The organism is Micromonospora sp. NPDC049257 (assembly GCF_040678915.1).
Lineage (GTDB): Bacteria > Actinomycetota > Actinomycetes > Mycobacteriales > Micromonosporaceae > Micromonospora > Micromonospora antibiotica.
Map to the genome: position 1 here is coordinate 69,661 of NZ_JBFAQU010000010.1, position 23,319 is coordinate 92,979.

A 23,319-nucleotide genomic window follows, 5' to 3' on the forward strand; every position below is an offset into this window, starting at 1 on the left:
GCCGGCTCAGGCGCCCTGGCCCTGATTCTGCATCAGGCCGCCGTCCATGAAGTACGTCGACCCGGTCACGTAGTCGGCGTCGTCGCTGGCGAGGAAGACGGCCAGCCGGGCGATCTCGACCGGCTCGGCGGCCCGCTTCCACGGGATGCTCTGCACCTGCTCCGCCAGGTACTTCGGGTCGTCGATGGCCTCCTGGTTGAACGGGGTGAGCACCATCCCGGGTCCGATGTTGTTGACGTTCATCCGCATCGGGGCGACCTCCAGGGCGAGGCTCTTGGCCAGTTCGAGCATGCCGCCCTTGCTGGCGTCGTAGTCCGCCCCGCCGGCCCGGGCGACCTCCTGGTGGATCGAGGTGATGTTGATGATCTTCCCGCCGCCGCCCTGGTCGCGGCGGTGCCGGACGAACCGCCGGCAGCAGAAGAACATCCCGTACAGGTTGGTACGGATGCACCGGTCCCAGGTTTCGGTGTCCAGGTCGGCCACGCCGATGCCGGAGGCGTCCACCCCGGCGTCGTTCATCAGCACGTCCACCGTGCCGAACGCCGTCAGCGCCTCGTCGAACATCGCCTCGACCTGGTGCTCGACGCTGATGTCGCCCTGCACGACCACCGCCCGCCGGCCGGCCTTCTCGATCTCGGCCCGGGTGTGGTCCGCGCCGGCGTGGTCGTGCAGGTAGTGCACCACCACGTCGGCGCCCTCCCGACCGAACTCGATCGCGGTGGCCTGCCCGATGCCCGAGTCCGAGCCGGTGATCAGGGCGGTGCGGCCGGTCAGTCGTCCACTCATCAGCGTGTTCCCTTCGTCGGTCCCGTACCGGTCGGCACGGCTCAGGTCGACGTCGGCACGATGTCGGTGCCGGTCGTCACGAAATGCGGTCGCTCCGTGGCGAGGTCGCGTCGTCGTTCGGCGACGTCGGTGAGCAAGCCGGCCGCGTTGATCAGGCCGATGTGCGAGAAGGCCTGCGGGAAGTTGCCCACCTGCTCGCCGGTGGCCTGGTCGATCTGCTCGGCGTAGAGGCCGAGGTCGTTGACCCGGCCGGCGAGTTGCTCGAACAGCCGGGTGGCCCGCTCCTGCTCGCCGGCCAGGGCCAGGCAACCGGCCAGCCAGAACGAGCAGATGACGAAACCGGCCGGGTCGCCGTCCCAGCGGCGCAGCAGCCCGTTGCGCGACAGCCGCCGCTCCACCACGTCGATGGTGGAGCGCATCCTCGGGTCGGCGGCGGGCAGGAACCCGACAAGCGGCATGAGCAGCACCGAGGCGTCCAACCGGTCGGAGTCGAAGGCCCCGGTGTACGCGCCGAGCCGGTCGTTCCACCCCCGCCGCAGCACCGCCGCGCGGACCTCGTCGCGGGCCCGCGCCCACCGCCCGATGTCGGCCGGATCGCCGAGGCGAGGACCGAAGCGCACCGCCCGGTCCAACGCCGTCCAGCACTGGACCTTCGACGACACGTAGTGCCGTTCGGCGTCGCGGGACTCCCACATGCCGGAGTCCGGCAGGTGCCAGGCCCGGACCGCCTGGTCGGCCAGGGCCCGCAGCAGGTGCCGTACGTCGGGTGACATCGGATCCAGGTAGTGCCGCATCAGCCAGGCGGCGTCGAGGATCTCGCCGAGCACGTCGTTCTGCCGCTGGGTCCAGGCGTCGTTGCCGACGAGCACCGGCCGGCTGTCGGCGTACCCGCGCAGGTGGTCCAGGGAGTGTTCGGTGAGGTCCCGCTCGCCCTCCACGCCGTACATGATCGGCACCCGGCCGTCGTCGATGCGGCCCATCGCCCGCGCCACCCAGGAGAACTGCCGGTCGGCCTCGTCGGGGCAGGCCGACCGCCACAGCGCCTGGAGGGTGAGGCTGAAGTCGCGGACCCAGACGTAGCGGTAGTCGTAGTTGCGGTCGCCACCCAGCTGTTCGGGCAGCGAGGTGGTGGCCGCCGCGACGATCGCGCCACTGGGCTGGTAGGTCATGCCCTGCACCACCATCGCGCTGAGGCGTACCTGGTCGCGGTAGAGACCCTGGTAGTCGTGCAGGTCGGCCCAGGAGCGCCAGCCGGCCACCGCGTCGGCCACCACCCGGTCGGCGGCGGGCAGGGCCGGCTCGCCGCCGCCGTAGGTCGGGGCGTACCCGAGGGTGAACCGCAGGGTGTCCCCGGCCCGGACGGTCGCCCGGCCGACGGCGTCGCCACGGCGGCAGGCCAACGGCACGTCGGAGCGCAGGCTGAGCCGGCACGCGCCGGCCCGCGCGTCGATCACCCCGGCGGCGTGGGTCAGGTACGCGGTGACCCGGCCGTACTCGAACCGGGGAGCGAACTCGACGCGTACCGGCACCTCGCCGGAGATCCCCTCGACCAGCCGGGCGAGCACCCGGGGCGAGCGCAGGCCGATGTCGTGCCCGCGTGCGTCCGGTTCCAGCGCCAACGCGTCGGTGACGGCCACCGACCCGGTGCCGGTGTGGAATACGGTACGCAGCACCAGCGAGTCGTCCAGATAGGAGCGCGACACCCGCACGTCGTCGCCCTCCGGGGCGATCGACCAGTGCCCGGCCCGGTCGTCGAGGAGCCGCCCGAAGACCGACGGGCTGTCGAACCGGGCAGGGCACCACCAGTTGACCGAGCCGTGCCGGTCCACCAGCGCGGCGCTGCGACCGTCGGCAAGGAACCCGTGCTCGCTGATCCGTCCGCTGTCCACGGGCCGGGTTACCCGGGCACCCCGGAGCGCATTCCTCGACCACACCGTCTTCTGTCTGTCCGCCCGTGACCGTCACCCCGGCCGCCCGGCGCGGATTGCCGGAGCTGCCGGCGTTACCTCGGCGGGCCGGCGGGAACGCCGGTCGTTGACGAAGGAGGATGCCATGACCAGAGCAGCGAACCCGACCGCCACTTGGCGACCCGGGATGCCGGGCGGCGACAACCTCCCGTCCGGTCCGGCCGGCCGGCCGGCGACGCCCCCGGGGGACGGGCACGGCCCGCAGGCCGGAGCGCCGGCGGTGACGATCGGCGCGTACCCGGACTATCCGTCCGCGCAACGGGTGGTGGACTACCTGGCGGACAACCGGTTCCCGGTGGAGCACAGCGCGATCGTAGGGACCAACCTCACCCTGGTGGAGACGGTGCTCGGCCGGCTCACCACGGGACGCGCCGCCCTGCTGGGTGCCGGCACCGGCGCGTGGTTCGGGCTGTTCATCGGCCTGTTGTTCGGCATCTTCACGGTCGGCAACTGGCTCGCGGTGATCCTGGTCGGGCTGGTGATCGGCGCGATCTGGGGTGCCGTGTTCGGCGCGGTGGCGCACGCCATGTCCGGCGGCCAGCGCGACTTCACCTCGGCCAGTTCGTTGCGGGCCGGCCAGTACGCGGTGACCGTGGACGCCGGCTTGGCCGACCAGGCGCGGCAGATGCTCGGCCGGATGCACCTGACCCCGACCGGGGCCACCGCCCGCTGACCCGTCCGACCCAGCCGCCGCCCCGACGCGCCCAGCGCCGGGGCGGCGGTCGCGTCGTCGGCCCCTGACCGGGGCGGGCGGCCCGACCACGACAGGCCCGGGGAGCACCCGCCGCTCCGGTCGACGGCGACGGCCACGGCCACGGCCACGGCCACGGCCACGGCCACGGCGACGGCGAACCGGAGGTGACGATCAGGACGAAAAGGCCCCGGCCGATCGGGGCCTTGAATGTTGTCTGACTAGCGGGACGTCCTCGCGAAGTCCACGAACCCCCGCCACGCGCCCGGCGCGAACGCCAGCGTCCCGCCGTCACGGTCCTTCGTGTCCCGCACCAGGACGACGCCGGGCAGGTTGTCGGCGACCTCGACGCACGCGCCGCCGTTGTCCCCGCTCTTCGTGCTCTTGCGCCACCGCGCGCCGGTCAGGTCCATGCTGCCACCGCTTTCCTGATGAGGTCGAGAGACTGCGACCGGGGTAGGGCCTCGCCGACTATGCGAGCCCACCTACGTTCAAGGCTAGCGATCTCTGCCGCGTCGTCGGTGACGTGTGCGCTGGCCGGACCGTCCTGGTGCGCCATCCGCGCACCGTCCGGCAGCTCGGCCAGGATGAACGGACCGCCCATGCCCAGGTAGATGGGCGTGTCGAGCGGTACGACGTGCACCTGCACGCACGGCAGTTCGGCGCAGGCCGCGAGGTGTTCGCACTGCTCGCGCATCAGCTTGCCGTCGCGGCCTGCGCGCCGCCGGAGGACCGCTTCATCGATCACCGCGACGACGAGCGGAGGCTGCGGCCGGTGGAGGATCGCCTGCCGCTGCATCCGTGCCGTCACCAGTTCGTCGACCTCTTCGGGGGTGGGTGTAGCCAGCGCCAGCGTCGCCCGCGCGTACGCCTCCGTTTGCAGGAGCCCCGGCACCCACGCGAGTTCGAACCATCGCAGCTCGACCGCTTCGCGCTCGATGTCCGCCCATCGTCGGAACCAGACCGGCTCGTGGCGCTTCAGCGCGTCCGGCCAGAGGTCCAGGACGTCGCGGCCCAGGACCGCCGCGACCTTGGCGCGATGCCGGGTCTGCGGGATGCTGCCGTGGCGTGCCCACCTGGCTGCGGTTTTCGGGTCGACCCCGACCTGAGCTGCCAGGCTCTCGGCGGTCTCCCCGGTCTGCGCCATGGCCTCCTTGACTGCCAGATTCATCCCGCTCCCTCCCCCGTTCCGACCGAACGTTCCGAACGTCTGCCTCCATATTGCTACGCGGTGTGTTCGCTCCACAACCCTCGGCAAGGTGGAGCCAGAGCGGCGCCGCCGGTCGGAGGGGAGATCCGCCGGCCGCGCCTGCTGCGGGGGCCGTCTCCTGTGGAGGGGCAGGAGGCGGCCCCCGTTCCATCCACCGCTACCAAGGGGGAACACCGTGCCGGACACGCCGGAGCCCGACAGCCCACCGCCGCCCGAGCCGCACCGCAAGCCTGACGACGACCCACCACCGGCACGCCCGTCGGTGCCCGGCCCGATCGGGCCGTTCATCCCACCATGGCGGGGCCCCGGCCGGCTGGGGAACGCCGTCCCCTGCCACCGCCGGGCCCACTGCCACCGCCGGGCCCCCCGGCTGGAACGGGAGCTGGCCCGGTGACCCCGCACACGATCCGCCCCGGTGACGTGCTCCACCTGACGCGCGCCGCGAGCGTGCAGTTCATCCGGCCGACCACGGTACGGGTCATCCGGGTGCTCACCGACCGGCACACGTACGACTGTTGGTTGTGGATCGACGCCTACGAGCTGGACGCAGCCGGCGACGCGGTCCGGCGGCGGACCCTGTTCCTGATGCCGGCCGGAGCGACACGTCTGGAGCCCGGCCCCCGTCGACCGGCTCCACGCAGGCCGATCCCGGGAAAGGTCGTGGTGGCGTGACCGAGCTGCTTCCCGGCCGGCACACGCCGCTACCACCCACCTGGCTCTGCCGGATCGACGCCCACCCGTGGCCCTGCGGGGAAGCGAAACTCGCGCTCATCGCGGCGTACGCCGACGACCGGCCGGGCCTGCTGACCCTGCTGTCGACGCTCAAGGAGGAAGCCGAAGACCATCTCACGCAGCTCGACGGCGGCAGGCCCGTGGACGCCACCGACCGCTTCCTGACCTGGACATACCAGGCCGGCCGCTGACCTCACCTCTCTCCGAGCGGCGAGGTGGGTGGGGCGGGGACGTGGCAGGGTCAGCGGTCGCGGCGAGGATAGACCAGTTCACCGGCCCGAATCGGCACCTTGACCCGGTTCTCCGGGGGTGCCAGCGGGCAGGCCCAGGTGTCGTCGTACGCGCAGCTGGGGTTGTAGAGATAGTTGGCGTCGAGGCGGACCCGGTGCCCGGGGAGCACGGTGAGTCCCCGCCCGAAGGTGCCCTTGACCGTGTCGGTGAGGTACCGACCGCCGCCGTACGTCTCCCGGCCGCTGGTGCCGTCGCGGACCGGCACGAACAGTCCACCGCCGTACGCCTCGATCCACCACAGGGTCAGCGGCCCCCACGGGGTCTCGGCGACCGCCACCCGCCGGTAGCGCACCACCCCGTCGGGGCCGCCGGTGTCGATGGTCTCGGTGCCGGAGGCGGGACGCCGCGGGGCCTCGACCACCGCCGCCGGATCCGCCGGGAACCAGCCCAGCCCGGGGAAAGCGGCCCGGTCGGCGGCCGGCAGCGGGCTGGCCGGGTGGCTGCGGAACAACTCGTCCCGGGCGGCCCGGAAGCCGGCCAGGTCGGTGTCGGACAGGTAGAGCGCGGCGGTGCGTTCCCGCCAGTCGAGCACGTCGAGATCGTCCACCCACCGACCCTAACCACCCAACCGAACCCGACCCACCCCTCTCCCGCCACCCCAGCCGCTCTCCCCTCCCCCACCCTGAGCCGCTCTCCCCCGACCCCCCGCACCCTCCCCCGAGCCGCCGTCCCCGGTGATCAAGAGGTTCGCGTCAGTATCGGGCTGAACGATGACGCAAACCTCTTGATCACCGGGGACACCGCCGGGACACCGCGCCGAAGGGGCGGTGATCAAGAAGTTTGAGGCGGAAATCGGGCTCAACGGTGACGCAAAGCTCTTGATCACCCGGGACAGGGCAGGGCCGCGACGGGTGAGCGGGAGCGGAGCGGGTCAGTCGTCGGTGGCGAGGCGGGCGTGCAGGTGTTCGTCGTGCCGGTGGCCGTCGCCGTAGCGGTGCGACTCACGCAGCGTGCCCTCCCAGCGGTAGCCGGCACGGGTGGCGACCCGGCAGGAGGCGGGGTTGTCGACCGCGTGGCACAGTTCGATCCGGTGCAGGTCGAGGTGGGTGAAGGCCCAGCCGGTGAGCGCCCGCAGCGCGCCGGAGGCGACCCCGCGTCCGCGCGCCGGCCCGGCGGTCCAGTAGCCGACGGCGGCGTTGCCGTCCCGGATCTGGTGCACGGAGACCGCGCCGAGCAGCGTCCCGTCGGTGGCGTCGGTGACCGCGACGGAGACGTGGCTGCCGTCGCTGCGGTCGGACCGCCGGGTGATCCACGCGGCGGCCTGCGCCAGGTCGGTCACCCCCTGCCCGTTCCACCGGACGATGTCGGGGTCGACGAGGGCGGCCAACACGGCCGGCGCGTCCGCCGCCCGCCAGGGACGCAGCACCAGGCCGGGTGCGGTGATCTGTACGGGTTCCACCGGGGCAGTCTGCCAGCTCACCGGCCACCCTTTCCTTTCAAATCCTGAATTTCCTCCCGTCAAGGAGAAGTGTCTCGCTGCTCACAGGCACATTAGAGAGCTTGTTTAAATTTGAAGGAGTGCTACTGTTCGGGCATGACGGAGAGCCTGGACAGCGAGCGGATGGCTTGCTGGCGTGCCTACATCGAGGCCAGCCAGCGGCTGTTCACCCAGCTGGAGGACGACCTGCGTGCCGACGGGGAGCTGAGCTTCGCCGACTACCACGTGCTGGTCCTGCTCTCCGAGGCGCCGGGCCAGCGGCTCCGGATGGGTGAGCTGGCCGGCCGGCTGGTCTTCTCCCCCAGCCGGCTCACCTACCAGATCTCCACCATGCAGCGGCGGGGCCTGGTCTCCAGGCAGTCCTGCCCCGGGGACCGTCGGGGCAGTGAGGCGGTGCTCACCGCCGCCGGGTTGCTGACCCTGCGCGAGGCCGCGCCGGGGCACCTCGCCTCGGTCCGCCGGCATTTGATGGACGACCTCGACGACGCCGAGGTCACCACCCTGACCCGGGTCTTCGATCGGCTCGGCCGGCGGCTGCGCGCCGACCGGGACGCGTCGTCCACCCACCGCGACACCTGAGGAGAGCCGAGATGCCCGCGATCACCGTCGACGACGTCCTCGTCCTGCCCCGCCTGCCCCGGCTCGACGAGACCACCAGCTACCGGCCGGTCCGCCGGCTGACCACCGCCCCGAGCGGCTACGAGGGTGAGGGTTTCCCGGTCCGCCGGGCCTTCGCCGGGGTGCCGATGCAGGATCTCGACCCGTTCATCCACCTCGACCAGATGGGCGAGGTGGACTACGCGCCGGGCGAGCCGAAGGGCACCCCGTGGCACCCGCACCGGGGCTTCGAGACGGTCACCTACATGATCGACGGGATCATGGACCACCAGGACTCGCAGGGTGGCGGCGGCACCATCACCGACGGCGACACCCAGTGGATGACCGCCGGCAGCGGCCTGCTCCACATCGAGGCCCCACCGGAGCACCTGGTCGCCAGCGGTGGCCTCTTCCACGGCCTCCAGCTCTGGGTCAACCTGCCTCGGGTGGCCAAGATGATGCCGCCGCGCTACCAGGACATCCGGGGTCGGGAGGCGGCCCTGCTGACCACGCCGGACGGCGGCGCGCTGATCCGGATCATCGCCGGTGAGATCGCCGGGCACCAGGGGCCGGGGTCGACCCACACGCCGATCACCATCGCCCACGTCACGCTGGAGCCCGGTGCCGAGTTGGACCTGCCCTGGCGGGCCGACTTCAACGCGCTGGTCTACGCGCTCTCCGGTCGCGGCACGGTCGGCACCGACCGGCGACCGTTGCAGGGCGGCCAGTTGGCCGTGCACGGTCCGGGCGACGCGCTGCGGGTGACCGCCGCCGGCAAGCAGGACGGCAACACCCCGGGCCTGGACCTCTACATCATGGGCGGAAAGCCCATCCGGGAGCCGGTGGCGCACTACGGGCCGTTCGTGATGAACACCCGCGCCGAGCTGATGCAGGCCTTCGAGGACTTCCAGGCCGGCAAGCTGGGCGTCGTGCCCGCCCAGCGGCTGCCGCACACCGGCGGCCAGGGCGACCGCCCCTGACCGGGCGTACGCCGGTCTGAAGCCGGTGACCCGTCCACGGGCGTCCCGGGACATCCCGGGACGCCCGTTTCGGGCGCGGTGACCGGCGCGAAGGGGAGGCCCTCGTGCGCCGAGGTGTCCTTTTCCCGGTGTCCGTTCCGGTGGACCGGGGCGGGCGGTGGTGGCAGGTGGGTGGCGGCCGTCAGGAGACCGCGAAGATCCCGGCCACCCCGAGAATCACCATGAGCAGCACCGCCAGGATTGCGCCGCGTTCGCTCTCGACCGCCTGCGTACGGTCCTCGGTCGCGGAATTCGTCGTCTCGGCGGGCATTGCGGTGCCTCCTCGGCGTTCGCGGCTCTACGGGGTGCGGTAGGCCACCGTCCGGGCGTCTGTCGTGCTACCCGGAATGCGCATTCGCGGCGGGGGTCCTACCGTGAGGACGTCGTCGACCTCGGGAGGTGGAGCGTGGCGATCGAGGACTGGTTCCTGACCGCTGAGGAACGCGCCAACCCGGTGTCGGGGATACCCGTCTGGACGACCGGAAACCTCGCCGAGCCACTGATTCACGGTGCGGCGTACTTCGACCGCCTGGTCAGCGCGGTGGAGGCCCTCGGCGCGGGTGACCACCTCTTCTTCACCGACTGGCGGGGCGACCCGGACGAACGGATGCGCCCGGACGGCCCGACGGTGGCCCAACTCTTCGCGCAGGCCGCCCAACGTGGCGTGGTGGTCAAGGGGCTGCTCTGGCGCTCCCACCTCGACGCGCTGTCCTACAGCGAGGCGGAGAACCGGGACCTGAGCGAGACGGTCAACGCCGCCGGCGGTGAGGTGCTGCTCGACCAGCGGGTGAGGCGGGGCGGGTCGCACCACCAGAAGCTGGTGGTGCTGCGCCACCCCGACGCGCCGGAACGGGACGTCGCCTTCGCCGGCGGGATCGACCTGTGCCACAGCCGCCGCGACGACGCCGACCACCACGGCGACCCGCAGCCGTTGGCCATGTCGCCCCGGTACGGCCCGCGCCCGCCCTGGCACGACGTGCAGCTCGCCGTCCGGGGGCCGGTGGTCGGTGCGTTGGACACCACGTTCCGCGAGCGGTGGACCGACCCGATGCCGTTGGACTCGGAGAACCCGCTGGCCTACCTGCGGGACCGGCTGCGCGGCTCCGACCTCCGCCCCGATCCGTTGCCCGCCCAGCCGGCCGACCCGCCGCCCTGCGGGCCGCACCGCATCCAGGTGCTGCGTACCTATCCTGCGGTCCGCCCCCGCTACGCGTTCGCGCCGGACGGCGAGCGCACGGTGGCCCGCGGCTACACCAAGGCGGTACGCCGGGCCCGCCGGCTGATCTACCTGGAGGACCAGTACCTCTGGTCGACCGAGGTGGCGGAGCTGTTCGCCGAGGCGCTGCGGGCCAATCCGGACCTGCACCTGGTCGCCGTGGTGCCGCGTCATCCGGACGTCGACGGCGCGTTGGCGCTGCCGCCGAACATGGTGGGCCGGGAGCAGGCGCTGTCGCTGTGTGAGCGGGCCGCCCCGGAACGGGTGCACGTCTTCGACGTGGAGAACCGGGCGGGCGAGCCGGTCTACGTACACGCCAAGATCTGCGTGGTCGACGACGTCTGGGCGAGCGTGGGCAGCGACAACTTCAACCGCCGGTCCTGGACGCACGACAGCGAGCTGTCCTGCGCGGTGCTCGACGACACCCGCGACCCGAGGGCCCCCGCCGACCCGGCGGGTCAGGGTGACGGTGCCCGGGTGTTCGCCCGGGACCTGCGGCTGCGGTTGTGGCGTGAGCACCTGGACCGCGATCCGGACGGGGCCGACGACGTCGACCTGCTGGATCCGGCCGACGCGGTGGCGGCGATCACCTCGACCGCCGACGCCCTGCAACGGTGGTACGACACCGGTCGGCAGGGTCCCCGGCCACCGGGCCGGTTGCGTCCGCACCGGCCCGAGCGGTTGCCCTGGTACACCCGGCTCTGGGCGTTGCCGGCCTACCGGCTGGTCTACGACCCCGACGGCAGGCCGCTGCACGCCCGGCGCAAGGGCACCTGGTGAGCCTCCGACGCGGTCGGCCCGCTGGACGCGGGCCGGGCGGGTGCGGTGGCTGACGTCGCCGGGGGCGGCGGGGAATACCGGGTCAGTCCGCCCGGGTAGGCGAACGAGGTACGCGGGGCGTAGCAGCCACCGACGATGAGCAGGGGGTTCTCCGGGCGCAGCGCGTAGCTCGGGTGCACCGGGTCGAAGAACTCGACCGACTCGATCTCGAAGGGGCTGACCGGCTCCGACACGTACGGGTAGACGCCGCTGACCAGGTCGCCGTCGCGGAGGGTGAAGTAGCGGTGGTGTCCGGCGCGTATCTCGTGGCCGGTCTGGCCGACCCGGGCCCGGGTCCGGATCAACGGGGCGCCGCCGATCTCGGTGTCGGCGACCAGCACGTCACCGCGTACCCGCAGGGTGGTGCGCCCCAGCACGGCGGGGGCGCCCCGGGCGGCGGCGTAGTCACGCACCCGGGGGCTGCAGGTGACGTAGTGGGTCCACCAGCCGCCGGGGGTCACCCCGTCGGGCGCGTCGACCCCGGCGAGGGCCACCCCGAGGTAGGTGAGCGTGTAAGCGCCGAAGCCGGAGGTCTGGGCGGCGTCCTCGACGACCTGTTGGTTCATGAAGACCTGGCGGTCGGGCCGGGGGCGCAGGCCCGGGGGGACCAGGGCGGCGACCGCGTCCGGGTCGGCCGGCAGCCAGCTGAAGTGCAGCGTCCGGCTGTCGACGACGAGTTGCGGGTCCGCGGGGTCGAGCACGGTGTTTCCTCCGTACGGGGTGGTCCCCGCGACGGTACGGGCGGGCTCGGCGGCGGGACAAGGACGGAAACCCGACACGGCACCGTGGTGTCGGGCTCCCGGTCGACGGACCGGTCCACCGGTGGGCCGGGCGGGGCGACCCGGCGGGGCCGTGCCGGCTCCGGTCCCCGGATCGGACGACGTTGCGTGGTGGGGATCACCGTCATCGGTAATCTATGACCGTTTCGGGGCTTTGGTGAAGCAAAATCACTTAAGTACATCAGCCTTTCGGCTAGATTTCCCTTCACCGATCAGGCTATGGTGGCTTCCGAACGGCCCATCTGAAGCTAAACCAAAGCGTCACGCCTTTTTCCGCGGACGAGGTGCAGGGAGGACCACCAATGACCGCGTCAACCATGAGCGAGCAGGCGACCACCACGCCGACCACCACCGAGAAGCTCGACCCGCGCGCCCTCACCGACAGCGCCGCCGACCTGCTGAACGCGATGGCCGCACTGCCCGCCAACCACCCGTCGCGGGCCGCGCTGCGGGACCGGGCGATCGAGGCCTGGCTGCCGCTGGCCAACCACCTGGCCCACCGCTACAGCGGCCGGGGCGAGCCCACCGACGACCTGGCCCAGACCGCCGCCGTCGGCCTGATCAAGGCGATCGACAAGTTCGACCCGACGCGCGGTGTCGACTTCGCCGGCTACGCCATCCCGACCATCATCGGTGAGCTGAAGCGGCACTTCCGCGACCGCACCTGGGACATCCGGGTGCCCCGTCGGCTCCAGGAGCTGCGGCTGGCCATCTCCGACGCCAACAGCTCGCTGCTGCAGACCCTCGGCCGCTCGCCGACGGTCGCCGACATCGCCGCCCACCTCAAGATCACCGAGGAGGAGGTCCTGGAGGGCCTGGAGGGTGCCCGCGCCTACAACGCGGTGTCGCTGTCCACCCCGACCGGCGACGGCGACCGGGCCACCGAACTGGGCGACATGCTCGGCGGCGAGGACAACGAGTTCGAGCTGGCCGAGCTGCGGGTCGCCCTCGGCCCCGCGCTGGCCACCCTCGACGAGCGCGAGCAGAAGATCCTCACCCTGCGCTTCTACGGCAACCTGACCCAGTCGCAGATCGCCGACCAGATCGGCGTCTCGCAGATGCACGTGTCGCGGCTGCTCGCCCGGGCCCTGACCAAGCTGCGCGGTCAGCTCGACGGCACCTACTAGGGGGTGGCGGCGGTCACCGACCCGGCGGGTCGGTGACGGCCACGACCACGAGGCCCGGCCGGCGGTTCGCCGGCCGGGCCTTCCCCATGTCCGGAGCCGCCGTGCCCGACCCCGCAACCCCGTGCCCGACCCGCAACCCCGTGCCCGACCCGCAACCGCCGTGCCCGACCCCGCAACCGCCGTACCCGACGTAGGAAGCGCCGCGCCCGACTCCGCACGGCGTGGCTCCGAAGCGGAAAAGCCGTGGCCCCGACGCGCGTGCGTCGGGGCCACGGTCTCGTCGGTCCGGTCAGCCGGCCGCCGGGTCCCGCCACATCGGATAGAACGGCGTGCCGTCCGGCAGTCGGAAGACCTCCCGCAACCGGTAGCCGTGCCGGGCGTAGAGGTCCCGCCCGGCCTCACTGCTCGCCTCCAGGTAGCCGGGCACCCCATGGGCGTCCAGCCAGGCGTGGTGGTGCCGCAGCAGCGCGGTACCCAGCCCCTGGCCCTGCCGCCCCGGCCGGACGGCCAGCAGCGCCAGGTGGTGGTGGTCGGGATGCGGATGGTTGGCCGCGAACAGCTCGTCGAGGTGCTGGAACCGGGGGGTCCACTCACCACAGGCGGCGGCCAGCCGGTCGTCGTAGTCCACCGGGGCCGGCGAATCGCCACCGACCTGCGGCAGCCAGACCGCCACCCCGTCCCGGTCCGCGGTGCCGAAGACCAGGCCGTGCCGCATCGCGTGGTCGACCAGGATCTCGAAGTTGTCGGCGAAGACGGCCTCCCGCTTCGCCTCGTCCGGCACCAGCCACCGGGTCGCCGGGAGCACCAGGAACGCCTCGGCGATCCGCTCGGCGACGAGCCGGGTGTCGGCGGCGTCGAGTCGCTCGACGGTGACCGTGTTCACCGCCGGGCCTCCACCGGCACCGGGCCGTCCACCGGCGGGTCGAACAGTGAGGTCGCCGCGCTCTCCGCACCGCGCCCGATCCGGGCGTAGACATCGGGACGGTTGGACCGCAGCACCATGCCCCAGAGGAAGCCGATCAGCGCGGCCACCGGGTAGACCCCCGGGATGATCCAGCGCAGCGGCGAGTCCGGCGCCACGCCGAGCAGGGTGGCGAAGTTCGTCACCGCCACCGCGACGACGGCCGCCAGCGCGACGGTGGCCAGTGCCGGGGCGATCGCCCGCCGCCACAGCGACTCCGAGGTGTCGGACCGGGCGAAGTAGACGATCACGGCGACGCTGGTGGTGGCGATCAGCAGCAGTACGCCGAAGCCACCGCCGGTGCCGGCGTAGTAGAAGAGCTGCACCACCGGGTCCCAGCCGTTGACCGCGTACAGCACGATCACCAGCAGGCCGAGCAGGCTCTGCGCCAGCGACGCCACCCGGGGTGCCCCGGTTCGGGGCGAGGTCTGCCCGAAGGCGGCCGGCAGCACCCGCTCCCGGCCCAGCGCGAAGGCGTACCGGGCGGTGGTGTTGTGGAACGAGATCATCGCGGCCAGCACCGAGGTCATGAAGAGCGCCTGGCCGATGGTGACGGCGGTGTCGCCGAGGTGCGCGGCAGCCAGGTTGAAGATCAGTTCGATGCTCTGCTCACCGGCGGCGGCGGAGATGTTCTCCGGCCCCACGGCCACGGTCATCGACCAGGAGGAGAGGGCGTAGAGCCCAGCGATGATCGCCACCGAGAGGTACGTCGCCAGCGGCACCGTCCGCTTGGGGTCCTTGCTCTCCTCGCTGAACACCACCGAGGACTCGAACCCCACGAAGCCGGTCATGGCGAGCACCAGCAGCGCACCCGCCCCCGGCACCAGCAGGTTGGACGGGGCCAGCGCGGCGAAGCTGGTCGTGCCGCCCGCCGGGTTGCTGAGCTGACCCAGGTCGAACACGACGATCACCACGATCTCGGCGATCAGCAGCACCGCCAGGACCTTGCCGTTGACGTCCACCCGCAGCAGGCCGAGGAAGGCGACCAGCGCCCAGGCCACCAGGGCCACCACGGCCCAGTGCGGCTCGACGCCGAAGAGGGTGCCGAGCACCGGCGCGGCGGCGGCGCCGATGGCGCCGTACAGACCGACCTGGAGCGCGTTGTACGCGATGAGGGCGACCCAGGCCGCGCCGACGCCGGCCGGCCGGCCGATGCCACGCGCGACGTAGGCGTAGAACGCGCCGGCGTTCTCCACCCGGCGGGCCATCGCCACGTAGCCGACGGAGAAGAGCGCCAGCACGGCGCCGACGGCGAGGAAGGCCAGCGGCATCCCGGTGATGCCGGTGACCGCGTAACCGGTGGTGACCACGCCGGCCACCACGGTCAGCGGGGCGGCGGCGGAGAGCACGAAGAAGATGACCGACGGCACGCCGAGGCGGCCACGGGCCAGGGCGTCACTGACGTTGCTTGGTCGTACGACTGTCGGATGGGGGGGCATGGGGCTGCTCCGGAAGAGGGGGAGATGAGGGGGAAGGTGGTGGCGCGGCGAGATCAGGGGATGCCGCGCAGCACCGCGGCGCCGACCGCGGCCTCGGTGTGCACGACGAGTTCCTTCAGCGGCGGAGGCAGCGACTGGACGAGGGTGGCCAGTCGGTGGTGGGCGCGCGGGCCGGCGCTCCACAGCACCTCGCGGGTCAGCCCGGCGGCGGCCACCAGCCCGAGCAGCGTGGTGTCCGACACCAGGGGCTGCTCCGGCCGCTCGACCAGGGCCCGCAGCCGGGTCGCCGGCCAGGCTGCGGCGTTGAGGTCGATCGGCAGGTAGCTGACCGTGGTCCGCAGCAGCCGGCGGTTCTCCTGCCGGCGCAGCACCCCGGCACGGGCCAGCCGCTCCCCCACCGAGGTGGTGGACGACTGGGCCAGGAAGGCGAGCCAGGTGCGCACCGCCTGGTGCTGCGACTCACCGATCAGTTGGTCGAGCACGGTGTGGGCCAGCGCGTCGGCCGGGGGACGCCGGTCGATCACGCTGACCAGTCCACCCGAGACGGTGATCTGTCCGAAGAGGATTAACTCGGCCAGCAGACCGGCGGCGAGACCGAGGCCGGTGGCGCTCGGATGCAGCTTGGCCTTGCCCCGGCTGTCGTTGTGCGCAATCAGAAAAAACTCGTCGGCGATCAGCAAACGAGCCTCCAACGCATTGTCCACAGGTGATCCACGCCGGGTGACAGGATGCCCCCAGACCTCCAGCTTTGCAACTCCCAGATTCGATGGTTGCACTCCGTACTCATGCGACCTGCGGATCTTGTCGTGACAGACTCGGAGGGTGACTGCCAGCCCCACCGTTCGCCGCCGCCGCATCGCCCGTGAACTCCGCCAACTGCGGGAACGCGCGGGCATGACGCTCGACGTGGCCGCCCGCCAACTCGACATGTCCAAGAGCAACCTGTCCCGGATCGAGAACGCGCAGATCGGGATCAAACCCCGTGACGTCCGCGCCGCCCTGGCCCTCTACGAGGTGACCGGCGTCGATGCCGAGGCGCTCATCGAGATCGCCCGGGGCGCGCAGCAGCGCGGCTGGTGGCAGAACTACAGCGACGTGCTGCCGGAGTGGTTCGAGTTCTACGTCGGCCTCGAGGCGGAGGCGGAGAGCCTGCGCACCTACGAGGCGGAGTCCGTCCCCGGCCTGTTGCAGACCGAGGCGTACGCCCGGGAGATGTTCCGCCGTACGGCCGGCGAGGAGGGGTTGGAACGCAAGGTGGCCGCCCGGCTGCGCCGGCAGGAGGTGCTGCACCGGGAGTCTCCTCCGGTCGAGCTGTCGGTGGTGCTCAACGAGGCGGTGCTGTTGCGCCCGGTGGGCGGACCGGCCGTCATGGCGGAGCAGCTGACCCACATGGCCCGGATCGCCCAGTCACCGAACGTGACATGCCACGTACTTCCGTTCGCGTCCGGCGGGCACCCGGCGATGAGCACTCCGTACGTGATCATCACGTTTGCCGACGCGGCCGACAATTCCGTGGTTTACCTGGACAATCTCACGCTGGGTCTGGCGCTGGAGGAAGCGGGACACGTGCGCGGGTATACCCTTGTGCACGAGGAGCTGTGCCGGATGGCACTGGATCCGGCGGCGTCTTTGGCCCGCCTGGAGGAGGCTGCTCGTCACTTTGCGTGATCGCATTGCGGCACGCCCGGGGGGAACGGAAGGTATGGGAATGCAGGCGCTGCCTCTGTCCATGATGGACTGGCGGACCAGCAGCCGCAGCAGCGGCAACGGTAACTGTGTGGAGATCGCCACCACCGACGACCGGATCGCGGTGCGCGACAGCAAGGACCGGTGCGGTCCCGCGCTGGTCTTCTCCGCCCACGCCTGGACAGCCTTCGTCACCGGCATGGAGGCGGTACGACCGGGCTGACCCCCGGCGTGCCACAGTGGCAGCCGTGCTCCGTGACGTACCACTCGACCTGCCGGTCCGGCCGGCGCTGCCACCGCTGCTGCGGGCGCTGACCGGCACCGGCAGCGCGGTCCTGGTGGCCCCGCCCGGCACCGGCAAGACCACCCTCGCGCCGCTCGCGGTGGCCGACGGGGTGCCCGGTCGGGTGCTGGTCGCCCAGCCCCGCCGGGTGGCCGCCCGCGCGGCGGCCCGACGGATCGCCGACCTGCTCGGCGAGCGGGTCGGCGACCGGGTCGGGTACGCCGTGCGCGGCGACCGCCGGGTCGGCCCGGCCACCCGGATCGAGGTGGTCACCACCGGCCTGCTGGTCCGCCGGTTGCTGCGCGACCCCGAGCTGCCCGGGGTGGACGCGGTGCTGCTCGACGAGTGTCACGAGCGGCAGCTCGACGCGGATCTCGCGTTGGCCTTCACCGTGGAGGCCCGCGCGGCGCTGCGGCCCGAGCTGTGGCTGGTGGCCATGTCGGCGACCCCGGAGGCGGACCGGTTCGCCGCGTTGCTCGGCGGCGACACGCCGGCCCCGGTGGTCCGCGCCGACGCCGCCCTGCACCCGGTCGCCCGGGTCTGGACGCCGCCGCCGCGCCCGGTCGCGCCGCCGGGCGCGGGACGGGTCGATCCGCTGCTGCTCGACCACGTCGCCGCCACCGTCCGGCGGGCCCTGCACGAGCAGGACGGCGACCTGCTGGTCTTCCTGCCCGGGGCGGGCGAGATCGGGGCGGTGGCCCGCCGGTTGGCCGACCTGACCGACCGGGTGGCCGTCCTGCCACTACACGGGCGGCTGCCCGCCGCCGCACAGGACGCCGCGTTGCGCCCGGCCGCACGACGTCGGGTGGTGCTCGCCACCTCCGTCGCGGAGAGCAGCCTGACCGTGCCCGGGGTCCGGGTGGTGGTCGACGCGGGCCTGGCCCGGGTGGCCCGCACCGACCTGTCCCGGGGGCTGGGCGCACTGGTCACCGTGGCGGTGTCCCGGGCCGCGGCGACCCAGCGGGCCGGGCGGGCCGGCAGGCAGGCCCCGGGGGTGGTCTACCGTTGCTGGTCCGAGGCCGCCCACGGCCGGCTCGCCGCCCAGCCCGAGCCGGAGATCGCCACCGCCGACCTGACCGGCTTCGCCCTGGACCTGGCCGCCTGGGGCAGCCCCGACGGCGTCGGCCTGGCACTGCCCGACGCACCGCCGCCCGCCGCGCTGACCGTCGCCCGGGAGACGTTGACCAGCCTCGGCGCGATCGACGCCGACGGTCGGGTGACCGCCCGGGGACGGGCCATCGCCGCCACCGGCACCCACCCCCGGCTGGGTCGCGCCCTGCTCGACGGCGCCGCCCGGGTCGGCCGGGACCGGGCCGCCGAACTGGTCGCCCTGCTCGCCGAGGACGGACTGGCCGGGCGGCACGACGACCTCACCGCCGGGTGGCGGCGGCTGCGCGACGACACCGATCCCGGTGCCACCGCCCGCTGGCGTGCGGAGGTACGCCGGCTGCGCGCCGCCCTGCCCGCCACCACCGAGCGGGGCGACATCGGCGCACGGCTGCCGGACGACCTGGCGGCGGGGCTGCTGGTGGGGCTGGCCTATCCGGAGCGGCTGGCCCGGCTGCGCCGGGCCGGCGGGACGTCGTACCTGATGGCGGGTGGGACCGGGGCGGAGCTGGCGGCCGGGTCGGCGCTGGCCGGGACGGACTGGCTGGCCGTCGCCGTCGCCGACCGGTCGCCGGGCGCACCGACCGCCCGGGTCCGGTTGGCCGCCCCGGTCGACGAGGCGACCGCCCGGGAGGTCGGCGGTCCGCTGCTGACCGAGGTACGCGAGGTCGGCTGGGTCGACGGCGACGTGCTGGCCCGGCAGGTGACCCGGCTCGGGGCGATCGAGCTGGTCAGCCGCCCACTGGCCCGGCCGGCGTCGGAGCTGCTGGCCGCCGCCCTCGCCGACGGGCTGCGCCAGGTGGGCCTGGACCTGCTGACCTGGACCCCGGCGGCCCGGACGCTGCGCCAGCGGCTGGCGTTCTGCCGGCAGGCGTTGGGGGCGGACTGGCCGGAGGTCTCCGACGCCGCGCTGCTCGCCGCCGCCGACCGGTGGCTCGGGCCGGAGCTGGCCGCCGCCCGTCGCCGTGCCGACCTGGCCCGGATCGACGTGACCGGGGCGCTGCGTCGGCTGCTGCCCTGGCCGCAGGCGGGCCGGCTGGACGAGCTGGCCCCGGAACGCATCGAGGTGCCCAGCGGCTCCCGGGTCCGGGTCGACTACGCCGATCCGGCGGCGCCGGTGCTGGCGGTGAAACTCCAGGAGACGTTCGGCTGGGCGGACGCGCCCCGGCTGGCCGACGGTCGGGTGCCGGTGCTGCTGCACCTGCTCTCCCCTGCGGGCCGGCCGGTCGCGGTCACCGCCGACCTGGCGTCGTTCTGGCGCACCGGCTACCCGCAGGTGCGCGGGGAACTACGCGGGCGCTATCCGCGCCATCCCTGGCCGGAGGACCCGACCACGGCCACCCCGACCCGGCACACCACGCACCGCCGACGCTGAGCCGACGCACCGCCGGACGACGCCGGGCCGACGCACCGCCGGACGACGCCGAGCCGACGCCGCAGGGCGGCGGAGCTGTCACTCGTCGACGACGTCGGCGATGAGCACGGTGATGTTGTCGGGGCCGCCGGCCCGCAGCGCCAGGTCGATCAGGCGGCGGGCGCACGCCTCCCGGTCGGGGGTCTCCCGGAGCACCTCGGTGAGGGTCTCCAGGCGGACGACGTTGGAGAGGCCGTCGCTGCACAGCAGCCAGCGGTCACCGGCCCGGGGCACCATCGTCGCGTACGACGGGGAGACCTGCTCGCCCTGCAACGCCTGGGTGACCACGGCCCGCCGGGGGTGGCTGGACGCCTCCTCGGGGCTGATCACGCCCTGGTCGACCAGCATCTGGACGAAGGTGTCGTCCCGGGTGACCTGCTTGAGGGTGCCCTCGCGGAACAGGTAGGCCCGGGAGTCACCGACGTGCGCGAGCGCCAGGCAGCTGCCCGTGCGGGAGAAGAGCAGGGCGGTCAGTGTGGTGCCCATGCCCTGCCGCTCCCGGTCCTCCTCGACCGCCTGGTGGATCCGCGCGGTGGCCAGCTCGATGCCGGTCTGCAACGCCGCCACCAGGGCGTCCTCGGGGGTCTCCACGTCCAGTGGGGCGACCGCGTCGATGGCGATCCGGCTGGCCAGGTCGCCGGCCGCCATCCCGCCCATGCCGTCGGCGACGGCGACGAGCCAGGCACCGGAGTGCAGGGCGTCCTGGTTTCCGCTGCGGATCAGCCCACGGTCGCTCGTCCCGACGGAACGAAGCTTCAGGGTCATGGGTGGCAGCCTGCCAGGCGGAGGGCGTTGTTGTCTCTAGGAGATCAGGACGACTGCGCGTGGCGCGGCGAATCTCACTACCGCAGGCGTCGATCCGGACGGCTGCGACCAGCCCGAAGGTCATCCAGTCGAATCGATTGACAGGGACGAGACGCGCTGGAAACATCTGGCTGATAGCTGGGAGCGCTCCCAGTGATGACCATCTACGGCACACCCCACCACTGTCCTTCCGCCCGGAAAGGAATCCCGTGATCCTGACCCGACGACGTCGGCGGCATCTCGCGGTATTGGCAGCGACGACCCTGATCCTCACCGGCGCCGGCACCGGCGTGGCCCACGCCGAAGTCCCGCCGGACGCGCCCGAGCAGATCAGCAACGGCGACTTCAGCGAGGGCGTCTCGCCCTGGTTCTCCTACGGCACCGGCCCGCTCGACGTCGTCGACGGCCGGCTCTGCGTCACCGTCCCCGCCGGCCTGGCCAACCCGTGGGACGCCGGCATCGGCCACGACGGGGTCCGGCTCAACGCCGGGGCCGAATACAAGCTCAGCTTCGACATCTCCGCCACCCCCGGGTTGAGCGTCAACGCCGTGCTCCAGCTCGGCAGCGCCCCCTACACGTCGTACGCGAGCGTGCCGGCGGTGGCCGCCCCGACGAGCAAGCGGGTCGAGCAGACGTTCACCGTCCCGGACGACAACCCCAACGCCCAGCTCATCTTCCAGGTCGGCGGGGCCGCCGCCGAGCAGCGGATCTGCCTGGACAACGTCTCGCTGCGCGGTGGCGAGGCCGCCCCGCCGTACGTGCCGGACACCGGCCCCCGGGTCCGGGTCAACCAGGTCGGCTACCTGCCCGGCGGCCCGAAGAACGCCACCGTGGTGACCGAGTCGACCGGGGCGCTGCCCTGGCAGCTCAAGTCGGCCGCCGGCACGGTCGTCGCCAGCGGCCAGAGCACCCCGCGCGGGGTCGACGCCGCTTCCGGGCAGAACGTGCAGACCGTCGACTTCTCGTCCTTCCGCACGCCCGGCACCGGCTACACGCTGGTCGCCGACGGCGAGACCAGTCACCCGTTCGACATCTCCGGCGACCTCTACGACCGGCTGCGGGCCGACGCGATGCAGTTCTTCTACGCCCAGCGCAGCGGCATCGAGATCGACGGTGACCTGATCGGCGAGGAGTACGCCCGCCCGGCCGGCCACCTCGGCGTGGCCCCCAACCAGGGCGACACGCAGGTGCCCTGCCAGCCCGGCGTCTGCGACTACTCGCTGGACGTGCGCGGTGGCTGGTACGACGCGGGCGACCACGGCAAGTACGTGGTCAACGGCGGTATCGCCGCCTACCAGCTGCTGAGCGCCTTCGAGCGGACCAAGACGGCGGAGACCGCCGCCGGTGGCGCCGCACTGGGTGACTCGACGCTGCGGGTGCCCGAGCGGGGCAACGCGGTGCCGGACATCCTCGACGAGGCCCGCTGGGAGATCGAGTTCCTGCTCCGGATGCAGGTGCCGGACGGCAAGCCGCTGTCCGGGATGGTCCACCACAAGATCCACGACAAGGCGTGGACCGGCCTGCCGCTCGCCCCGCAGGACGACGCCCAGCCGCGTGAGCTGCACCCGCCGACGACCGCCGCCACCCTGAACCTGGCTGCCGTCGCCGCGCAGTGCCAGCGCCTGTTCGCCCCGTACGACGCGGCGTTCGCCGCCCGCTGCGGCACCGCCGCGTCGAGCGCGTACGCCGCCGCGAAGGCGCACCCGGCGGTCTACGCCGACCCGAACGACGGCATCGGCGGCGGCGCGTACGACGACACCAACGTCACCGACGAGTTCTACTGGGCGGCCGTGGAGCTGTACCTGACCACCGGCAAGAAGGCGTACCTGGACGACCTGACCGCCTCGCCCCAGCACACCGGCGACGTGTTCGCCACGGGCGGCGCGTTCAGCTGGCAGAGCGTGGGCGCGGTCGGCCGGCTCGACCTGGCCACCGTGCCGAACGGCCTGCCGGCCGCCGACAAGACCCGGGTCCGCGACTCGGTGACCGCCGCCGCCGACAACTACCTGACCACCCTGCACGCCCAGGCGTACGGCCTGCCGGTGCCGGGCGAGGCGGCAAGCTACGTCTGGGGCAGCAACAGCAACATCATCAACAACATGGTCGTGCTGGCCACCGCGTTCGACCTGACCCGGGACGCGAAGTACCGGGACGGCGCCGTGCAGGCGACCGACTACCTGCTCGGCCGCAACGCGCTGAACATGTCGTACGTGACCGGCTGGGGCGAGCAGAACGCGCGCAACCAGCACAGCCGGATCTTCGGCAACCAGCTCAACCCGGCCATGCCGAACCCGCCGGTCGGCTCGCTCGCCGGTGGCCCGAACGCCGCCCTGCAGGACCCGTTCGTCGCCCAGCTGCTCAAGGACTGCGCGCCGATGTTCTGCTATGTCGACGACATCAACTCGTACTCGACCAACGAGGTGGCGGTCAACTGGAACTCGGCGCTGGCCTGGCTCGCGTCGTTCCTCGCCGACCAGGGGGAGGCCAAGGCGGTGGCCCCGCGCACCTGCGCGGTCAGCTACCAGGTGCACGGCACCTGGCCGGACGGCTCCAACACCCAGGTCGTCCTGCGCAACACCGGTGACACCGCGATCAACGGCTGGACCCTGCGGTACGCCTACAACGGCGACCAGAAGGTCACCCAGGCGTGGACGGCCAAGGTGACCCAGTCCGGGGCCACCGTGACGGCTAAGAACGAGTCGTACAACGCGAAGATCGCGCCGGGCGCCGGCATCACCTTCGGTCTGCTCGCCAAGACCGGCACGCTGGCCAACCCGTCGCCGGACCTGATCACCGTCAACGGCGTCGCCTGCACGGTGTCCTGACCGGCACTCCCACCCTCGGGCCCCGGGCTGCCACCCGGGGCCCGAGCGCGCCGGGCGGTCGTCCCCCGACCGCCCGGCGCTCCCCCTCAAGCCCTCACCACGCCCCACCCGTGACGTCCCTCCGGTCC

Annotated in this window: 23 protein-coding genes; 11 read left to right on the forward strand and 12 right to left on the reverse strand. The window is 72.8% G+C overall.

The annotated features are described in order from the left end of the window. Positions 1 to 6: 6 nt before the first annotated feature. Both AB0K25_RS16970 and AB0K25_RS16975 read right to left on the reverse strand, forming a co-directional pair. Positions 7 to 786, reverse strand: a complete 780-nt coding sequence (locus tag AB0K25_RS16970; RefSeq protein WP_219469468.1) for an SDR family oxidoreductase — start codon at positions 784 to 786, stop codon at positions 7 to 9. A 41-nt stretch (positions 787 to 827) separates the two neighbouring features. After that, positions 828 to 2,675: a glycoside hydrolase family 15 protein gene (locus AB0K25_RS16975; protein WP_363821022.1), complete on the reverse strand. Its 1,848-nt coding sequence runs from the start codon at positions 2,673 to 2,675 to the stop codon at positions 828 to 830. Positions 2,676 to 2,838: 163 nt separating this feature from the next. Between AB0K25_RS16975 and AB0K25_RS16980 the strand changes: the two genes are divergently transcribed. Beyond that, positions 2,839 to 3,426 carry a general stress protein gene (locus tag AB0K25_RS16980; protein ID WP_219469462.1) on the forward strand — a complete coding sequence of 196 codons (588 nt, stop codon included), beginning with the start codon at positions 2,839 to 2,841 and terminating at the stop codon, positions 3,424 to 3,426. A 239-nt stretch (positions 3,427 to 3,665) separates the two neighbouring features. On the opposite strand, the gene AB0K25_RS16985 is transcribed toward AB0K25_RS16980, so the two are convergent. Next, positions 3,666 to 3,857, reverse strand: coding sequence for a DUF397 domain-containing protein (locus AB0K25_RS16985; protein ID WP_219469457.1), 192 nt, complete (start codon positions 3,855 to 3,857; stop codon positions 3,666 to 3,668). Beyond that, positions 3,848 to 4,615 (reverse strand): DUF5753 domain-containing protein, encoded by a 768-nt coding sequence (locus AB0K25_RS16990; protein ID WP_219469454.1) that lies wholly within the window; start codon positions 4,613 to 4,615, stop codon positions 3,848 to 3,850. The genes AB0K25_RS16985 and AB0K25_RS16990 overlap by 10 nt, the downstream gene beginning before the upstream one ends. A 429-nt stretch (positions 4,616 to 5,044) precedes the next feature. Here AB0K25_RS16990 and AB0K25_RS16995 point away from each other — a divergent pair, with 429 nt between their 5' ends. Together AB0K25_RS16995 and AB0K25_RS17000 are read left to right on the forward strand one after the other, a co-directional pair. After that, a complete protein-coding gene (locus tag AB0K25_RS16995; RefSeq protein ID WP_308291079.1) occupies positions 5,045 to 5,326 on the forward strand; it encodes a hypothetical protein in 282 nt (93 codons plus the stop codon). After that, positions 5,323 to 5,577: a flavin reductase gene (locus AB0K25_RS17000; protein ID WP_308291078.1), complete on the forward strand. Its 255-nt coding sequence runs from the start codon at positions 5,323 to 5,325 to the stop codon at positions 5,575 to 5,577. The genes AB0K25_RS16995 and AB0K25_RS17000 overlap by 4 nt, the downstream gene beginning before the upstream one ends. A gap of 50 nt (positions 5,578 to 5,627) precedes the next feature. Here AB0K25_RS17000 and AB0K25_RS17005 read toward each other — a convergent pair whose 3' ends face one another. Next, a complete protein-coding gene (locus tag AB0K25_RS17005; protein WP_363821027.1) occupies positions 5,628 to 6,224 on the reverse strand; it encodes a DUF1684 domain-containing protein in 597 nt (198 codons plus the stop codon). 324 nt (positions 6,225 to 6,548) lie between these two features. Further along, on the reverse strand, positions 6,549 to 7,076 hold the full coding sequence (locus AB0K25_RS17010) for a GNAT family N-acetyltransferase (protein WP_219469448.1): 528 nt from the start codon (positions 7,074 to 7,076) through the stop codon (positions 6,549 to 6,551). Between the two features lie 135 nt (positions 7,077 to 7,211). Here AB0K25_RS17010 and AB0K25_RS17015 point away from each other — a divergent pair, with 135 nt between their 5' ends. Together AB0K25_RS17015 and AB0K25_RS17020 are read left to right on the forward strand one after the other, a co-directional pair. Further along, positions 7,212 to 7,694, forward strand: a complete 483-nt coding sequence (locus tag AB0K25_RS17015; RefSeq protein WP_219469446.1) for a MarR family transcriptional regulator — start codon at positions 7,212 to 7,214, stop codon at positions 7,692 to 7,694. Between the two features lie 11 nt (positions 7,695 to 7,705). Next, positions 7,706 to 8,692, forward strand: coding sequence for a pirin family protein (locus tag AB0K25_RS17020; protein WP_357025267.1), 987 nt, complete (start codon positions 7,706 to 7,708; stop codon positions 8,690 to 8,692). A gap of 181 nt (positions 8,693 to 8,873) precedes the next feature. Here AB0K25_RS17020 and AB0K25_RS17025 read toward each other — a convergent pair whose 3' ends face one another. Next, positions 8,874 to 9,002: a hypothetical protein gene (locus AB0K25_RS17025; protein WP_255597954.1), complete on the reverse strand. Its 129-nt coding sequence runs from the start codon at positions 9,000 to 9,002 to the stop codon at positions 8,874 to 8,876. Positions 9,003 to 9,137: 135 nt separating this feature from the next. On the opposite strand from AB0K25_RS17025, the gene AB0K25_RS17030 reads away from it, so the two are divergent. Continuing rightward, a complete protein-coding gene (locus AB0K25_RS17030; protein WP_219469440.1) occupies positions 9,138 to 10,727 on the forward strand; it encodes a phospholipase D-like domain-containing protein in 1,590 nt (529 codons plus the stop codon). Here the strand turns inward: AB0K25_RS17030 and AB0K25_RS17035 are convergent. Then, the gene (locus tag AB0K25_RS17035) at positions 10,676 to 11,467 is read right to left on the reverse strand and encodes an acetoacetate decarboxylase family protein (protein WP_219469437.1); all 792 of its coding nucleotides are present in this window, start codon (positions 11,465 to 11,467) and stop codon (positions 10,676 to 10,678) included. The genes AB0K25_RS17030 and AB0K25_RS17035 overlap by 52 nt on opposite strands. Before the next feature lie 380 nt (positions 11,468 to 11,847). Between AB0K25_RS17035 and AB0K25_RS17040 the strand changes: the two genes are divergently transcribed. Then, positions 11,848 to 12,672 (forward strand): SigB/SigF/SigG family RNA polymerase sigma factor, encoded by an 825-nt coding sequence (locus AB0K25_RS17040; RefSeq protein WP_208568961.1) that lies wholly within the window; start codon positions 11,848 to 11,850, stop codon positions 12,670 to 12,672. Between the two features lie 289 nt (positions 12,673 to 12,961). Here the strand turns inward: AB0K25_RS17040 and AB0K25_RS17045 are convergent, their stop codons facing one another. The 3 genes from AB0K25_RS17045 to AB0K25_RS17055 are packed head-to-tail and all read right to left on the reverse strand — an operon-like array spanning position 12,962 to position 15,752. Continuing rightward, complete coding sequence (locus AB0K25_RS17045) at positions 12,962 to 13,555, reverse strand: GNAT family N-acetyltransferase (protein WP_208568962.1); 594 nt, start codon at positions 13,553 to 13,555, stop codon at positions 12,962 to 12,964. Next, positions 13,552 to 15,072 carry an APC family permease gene (locus tag AB0K25_RS17050; protein ID WP_219469431.1) on the reverse strand — a complete coding sequence of 507 codons (1,521 nt, stop codon included), beginning with the start codon at positions 15,070 to 15,072 and terminating at the stop codon, positions 13,552 to 13,554. Before AB0K25_RS17050 ends, AB0K25_RS17045 begins: the two co-directional genes overlap by 4 nt. A gap of 53 nt (positions 15,073 to 15,125) precedes the next feature. Next, positions 15,126 to 15,752 carry a GPP34 family phosphoprotein gene (locus AB0K25_RS17055; protein ID WP_208569071.1) on the reverse strand — a complete coding sequence of 209 codons (627 nt, stop codon included), beginning with the start codon at positions 15,750 to 15,752 and terminating at the stop codon, positions 15,126 to 15,128. Between the two features lie 142 nt (positions 15,753 to 15,894). Here AB0K25_RS17055 and AB0K25_RS17060 point away from each other — a divergent pair, with 142 nt between their 5' ends. Genes AB0K25_RS17060 through hrpB form a run of 3 tightly spaced genes read left to right on the forward strand, consistent with a single transcriptional unit; the run spans position 15,895 to position 19,523 of the window. Beyond that, entirely contained in the window at positions 15,895 to 16,740 is an 846-nt protein-coding gene (locus AB0K25_RS17060; protein ID WP_208568964.1) for a helix-turn-helix transcriptional regulator, read from the forward strand. 40 nt (positions 16,741 to 16,780) lie between these two features. Continuing rightward, on the forward strand, positions 16,781 to 16,981 hold the full coding sequence (locus tag AB0K25_RS17065; protein ID WP_208568965.1) for a DUF397 domain-containing protein: 201 nt from the start codon (positions 16,781 to 16,783) through the stop codon (positions 16,979 to 16,981). A 25-nt stretch (positions 16,982 to 17,006) separates the two neighbouring features. Beyond that, the gene (gene hrpB / locus AB0K25_RS17070; RefSeq protein ID WP_357535952.1) at positions 17,007 to 19,523 is read left to right on the forward strand and encodes an ATP-dependent helicase HrpB; all 2,517 of its coding nucleotides are present in this window, start codon (positions 17,007 to 17,009) and stop codon (positions 19,521 to 19,523) included. A gap of 78 nt (positions 19,524 to 19,601) precedes the next feature. On the opposite strand, the gene AB0K25_RS17075 is transcribed toward hrpB, so the two are convergent. Then, positions 19,602 to 20,327 carry a protein phosphatase 2C domain-containing protein gene (locus AB0K25_RS17075; protein ID WP_208568967.1) on the reverse strand — a complete coding sequence of 242 codons (726 nt, stop codon included), beginning with the start codon at positions 20,325 to 20,327 and terminating at the stop codon, positions 19,602 to 19,604. 254 nt (positions 20,328 to 20,581) lie between these two features. Here AB0K25_RS17075 and AB0K25_RS17080 point away from each other — a divergent pair, with 254 nt between their 5' ends. Next, entirely contained in the window at positions 20,582 to 23,191 is a 2,610-nt protein-coding gene (locus AB0K25_RS17080) for a glycoside hydrolase family 9 protein (RefSeq protein WP_357536113.1), read from the forward strand. Positions 23,192 to 23,319: the final 128 nt, after the last annotated feature.

What these genes read in the sequence shown, in the direction of transcription:
- AB0K25_RS17040 (WP_208568961.1), top strand. Translation starts at nt 11,848, where the DNA reads ATGACCGCGTCAACCATGAGCGAGCAGGCGACCACCACGCCGACCACC.
- AB0K25_RS17025 (WP_255597954.1), bottom strand. Translation starts at nt 9,002, where the DNA reads ATGCCCGCCGAGACGACGAATTCCGCGACCGAGGACCGTACGCAGGCG.
- AB0K25_RS16970 (WP_219469468.1), bottom strand. Translation starts at nt 786, where the DNA reads ATGAGTGGACGACTGACCGGCCGCACCGCCCTGATCACCGGCTCGGAC.
- AB0K25_RS17050 (WP_219469431.1), bottom strand. Translation starts at nt 15,072, where the DNA reads ATGCCCCCCCATCCGACAGTCGTACGACCAAGCAACGTCAGTGACGCC.
- AB0K25_RS16990 (WP_219469454.1), bottom strand. Translation starts at nt 4,615, where the DNA reads ATGAATCTGGCAGTCAAGGAGGCCATGGCGCAGACCGGGGAGACCGCC.
- AB0K25_RS16980 (WP_219469462.1), top strand. Translation starts at nt 2,839, where the DNA reads ATGACCAGAGCAGCGAACCCGACCGCCACTTGGCGACCCGGGATGCCG.
- AB0K25_RS16985 (WP_219469457.1), bottom strand. Translation starts at nt 3,857, where the DNA reads ATGGACCTGACCGGCGCGCGGTGGCGCAAGAGCACGAAGAGCGGGGAC.
- AB0K25_RS17020 (WP_357025267.1), top strand. Translation starts at nt 7,706, where the DNA reads ATGCCCGCGATCACCGTCGACGACGTCCTCGTCCTGCCCCGCCTGCCC.
- AB0K25_RS17075 (WP_208568967.1), bottom strand. Translation starts at nt 20,327, where the DNA reads ATGACCCTGAAGCTTCGTTCCGTCGGGACGAGCGACCGTGGGCTGATC.
- AB0K25_RS17015 (WP_219469446.1), top strand. Translation starts at nt 7,212, where the DNA reads ATGACGGAGAGCCTGGACAGCGAGCGGATGGCTTGCTGGCGTGCCTAC.
- AB0K25_RS17065 (WP_208568965.1), top strand. Translation starts at nt 16,781, where the DNA reads ATGCAGGCGCTGCCTCTGTCCATGATGGACTGGCGGACCAGCAGCCGC.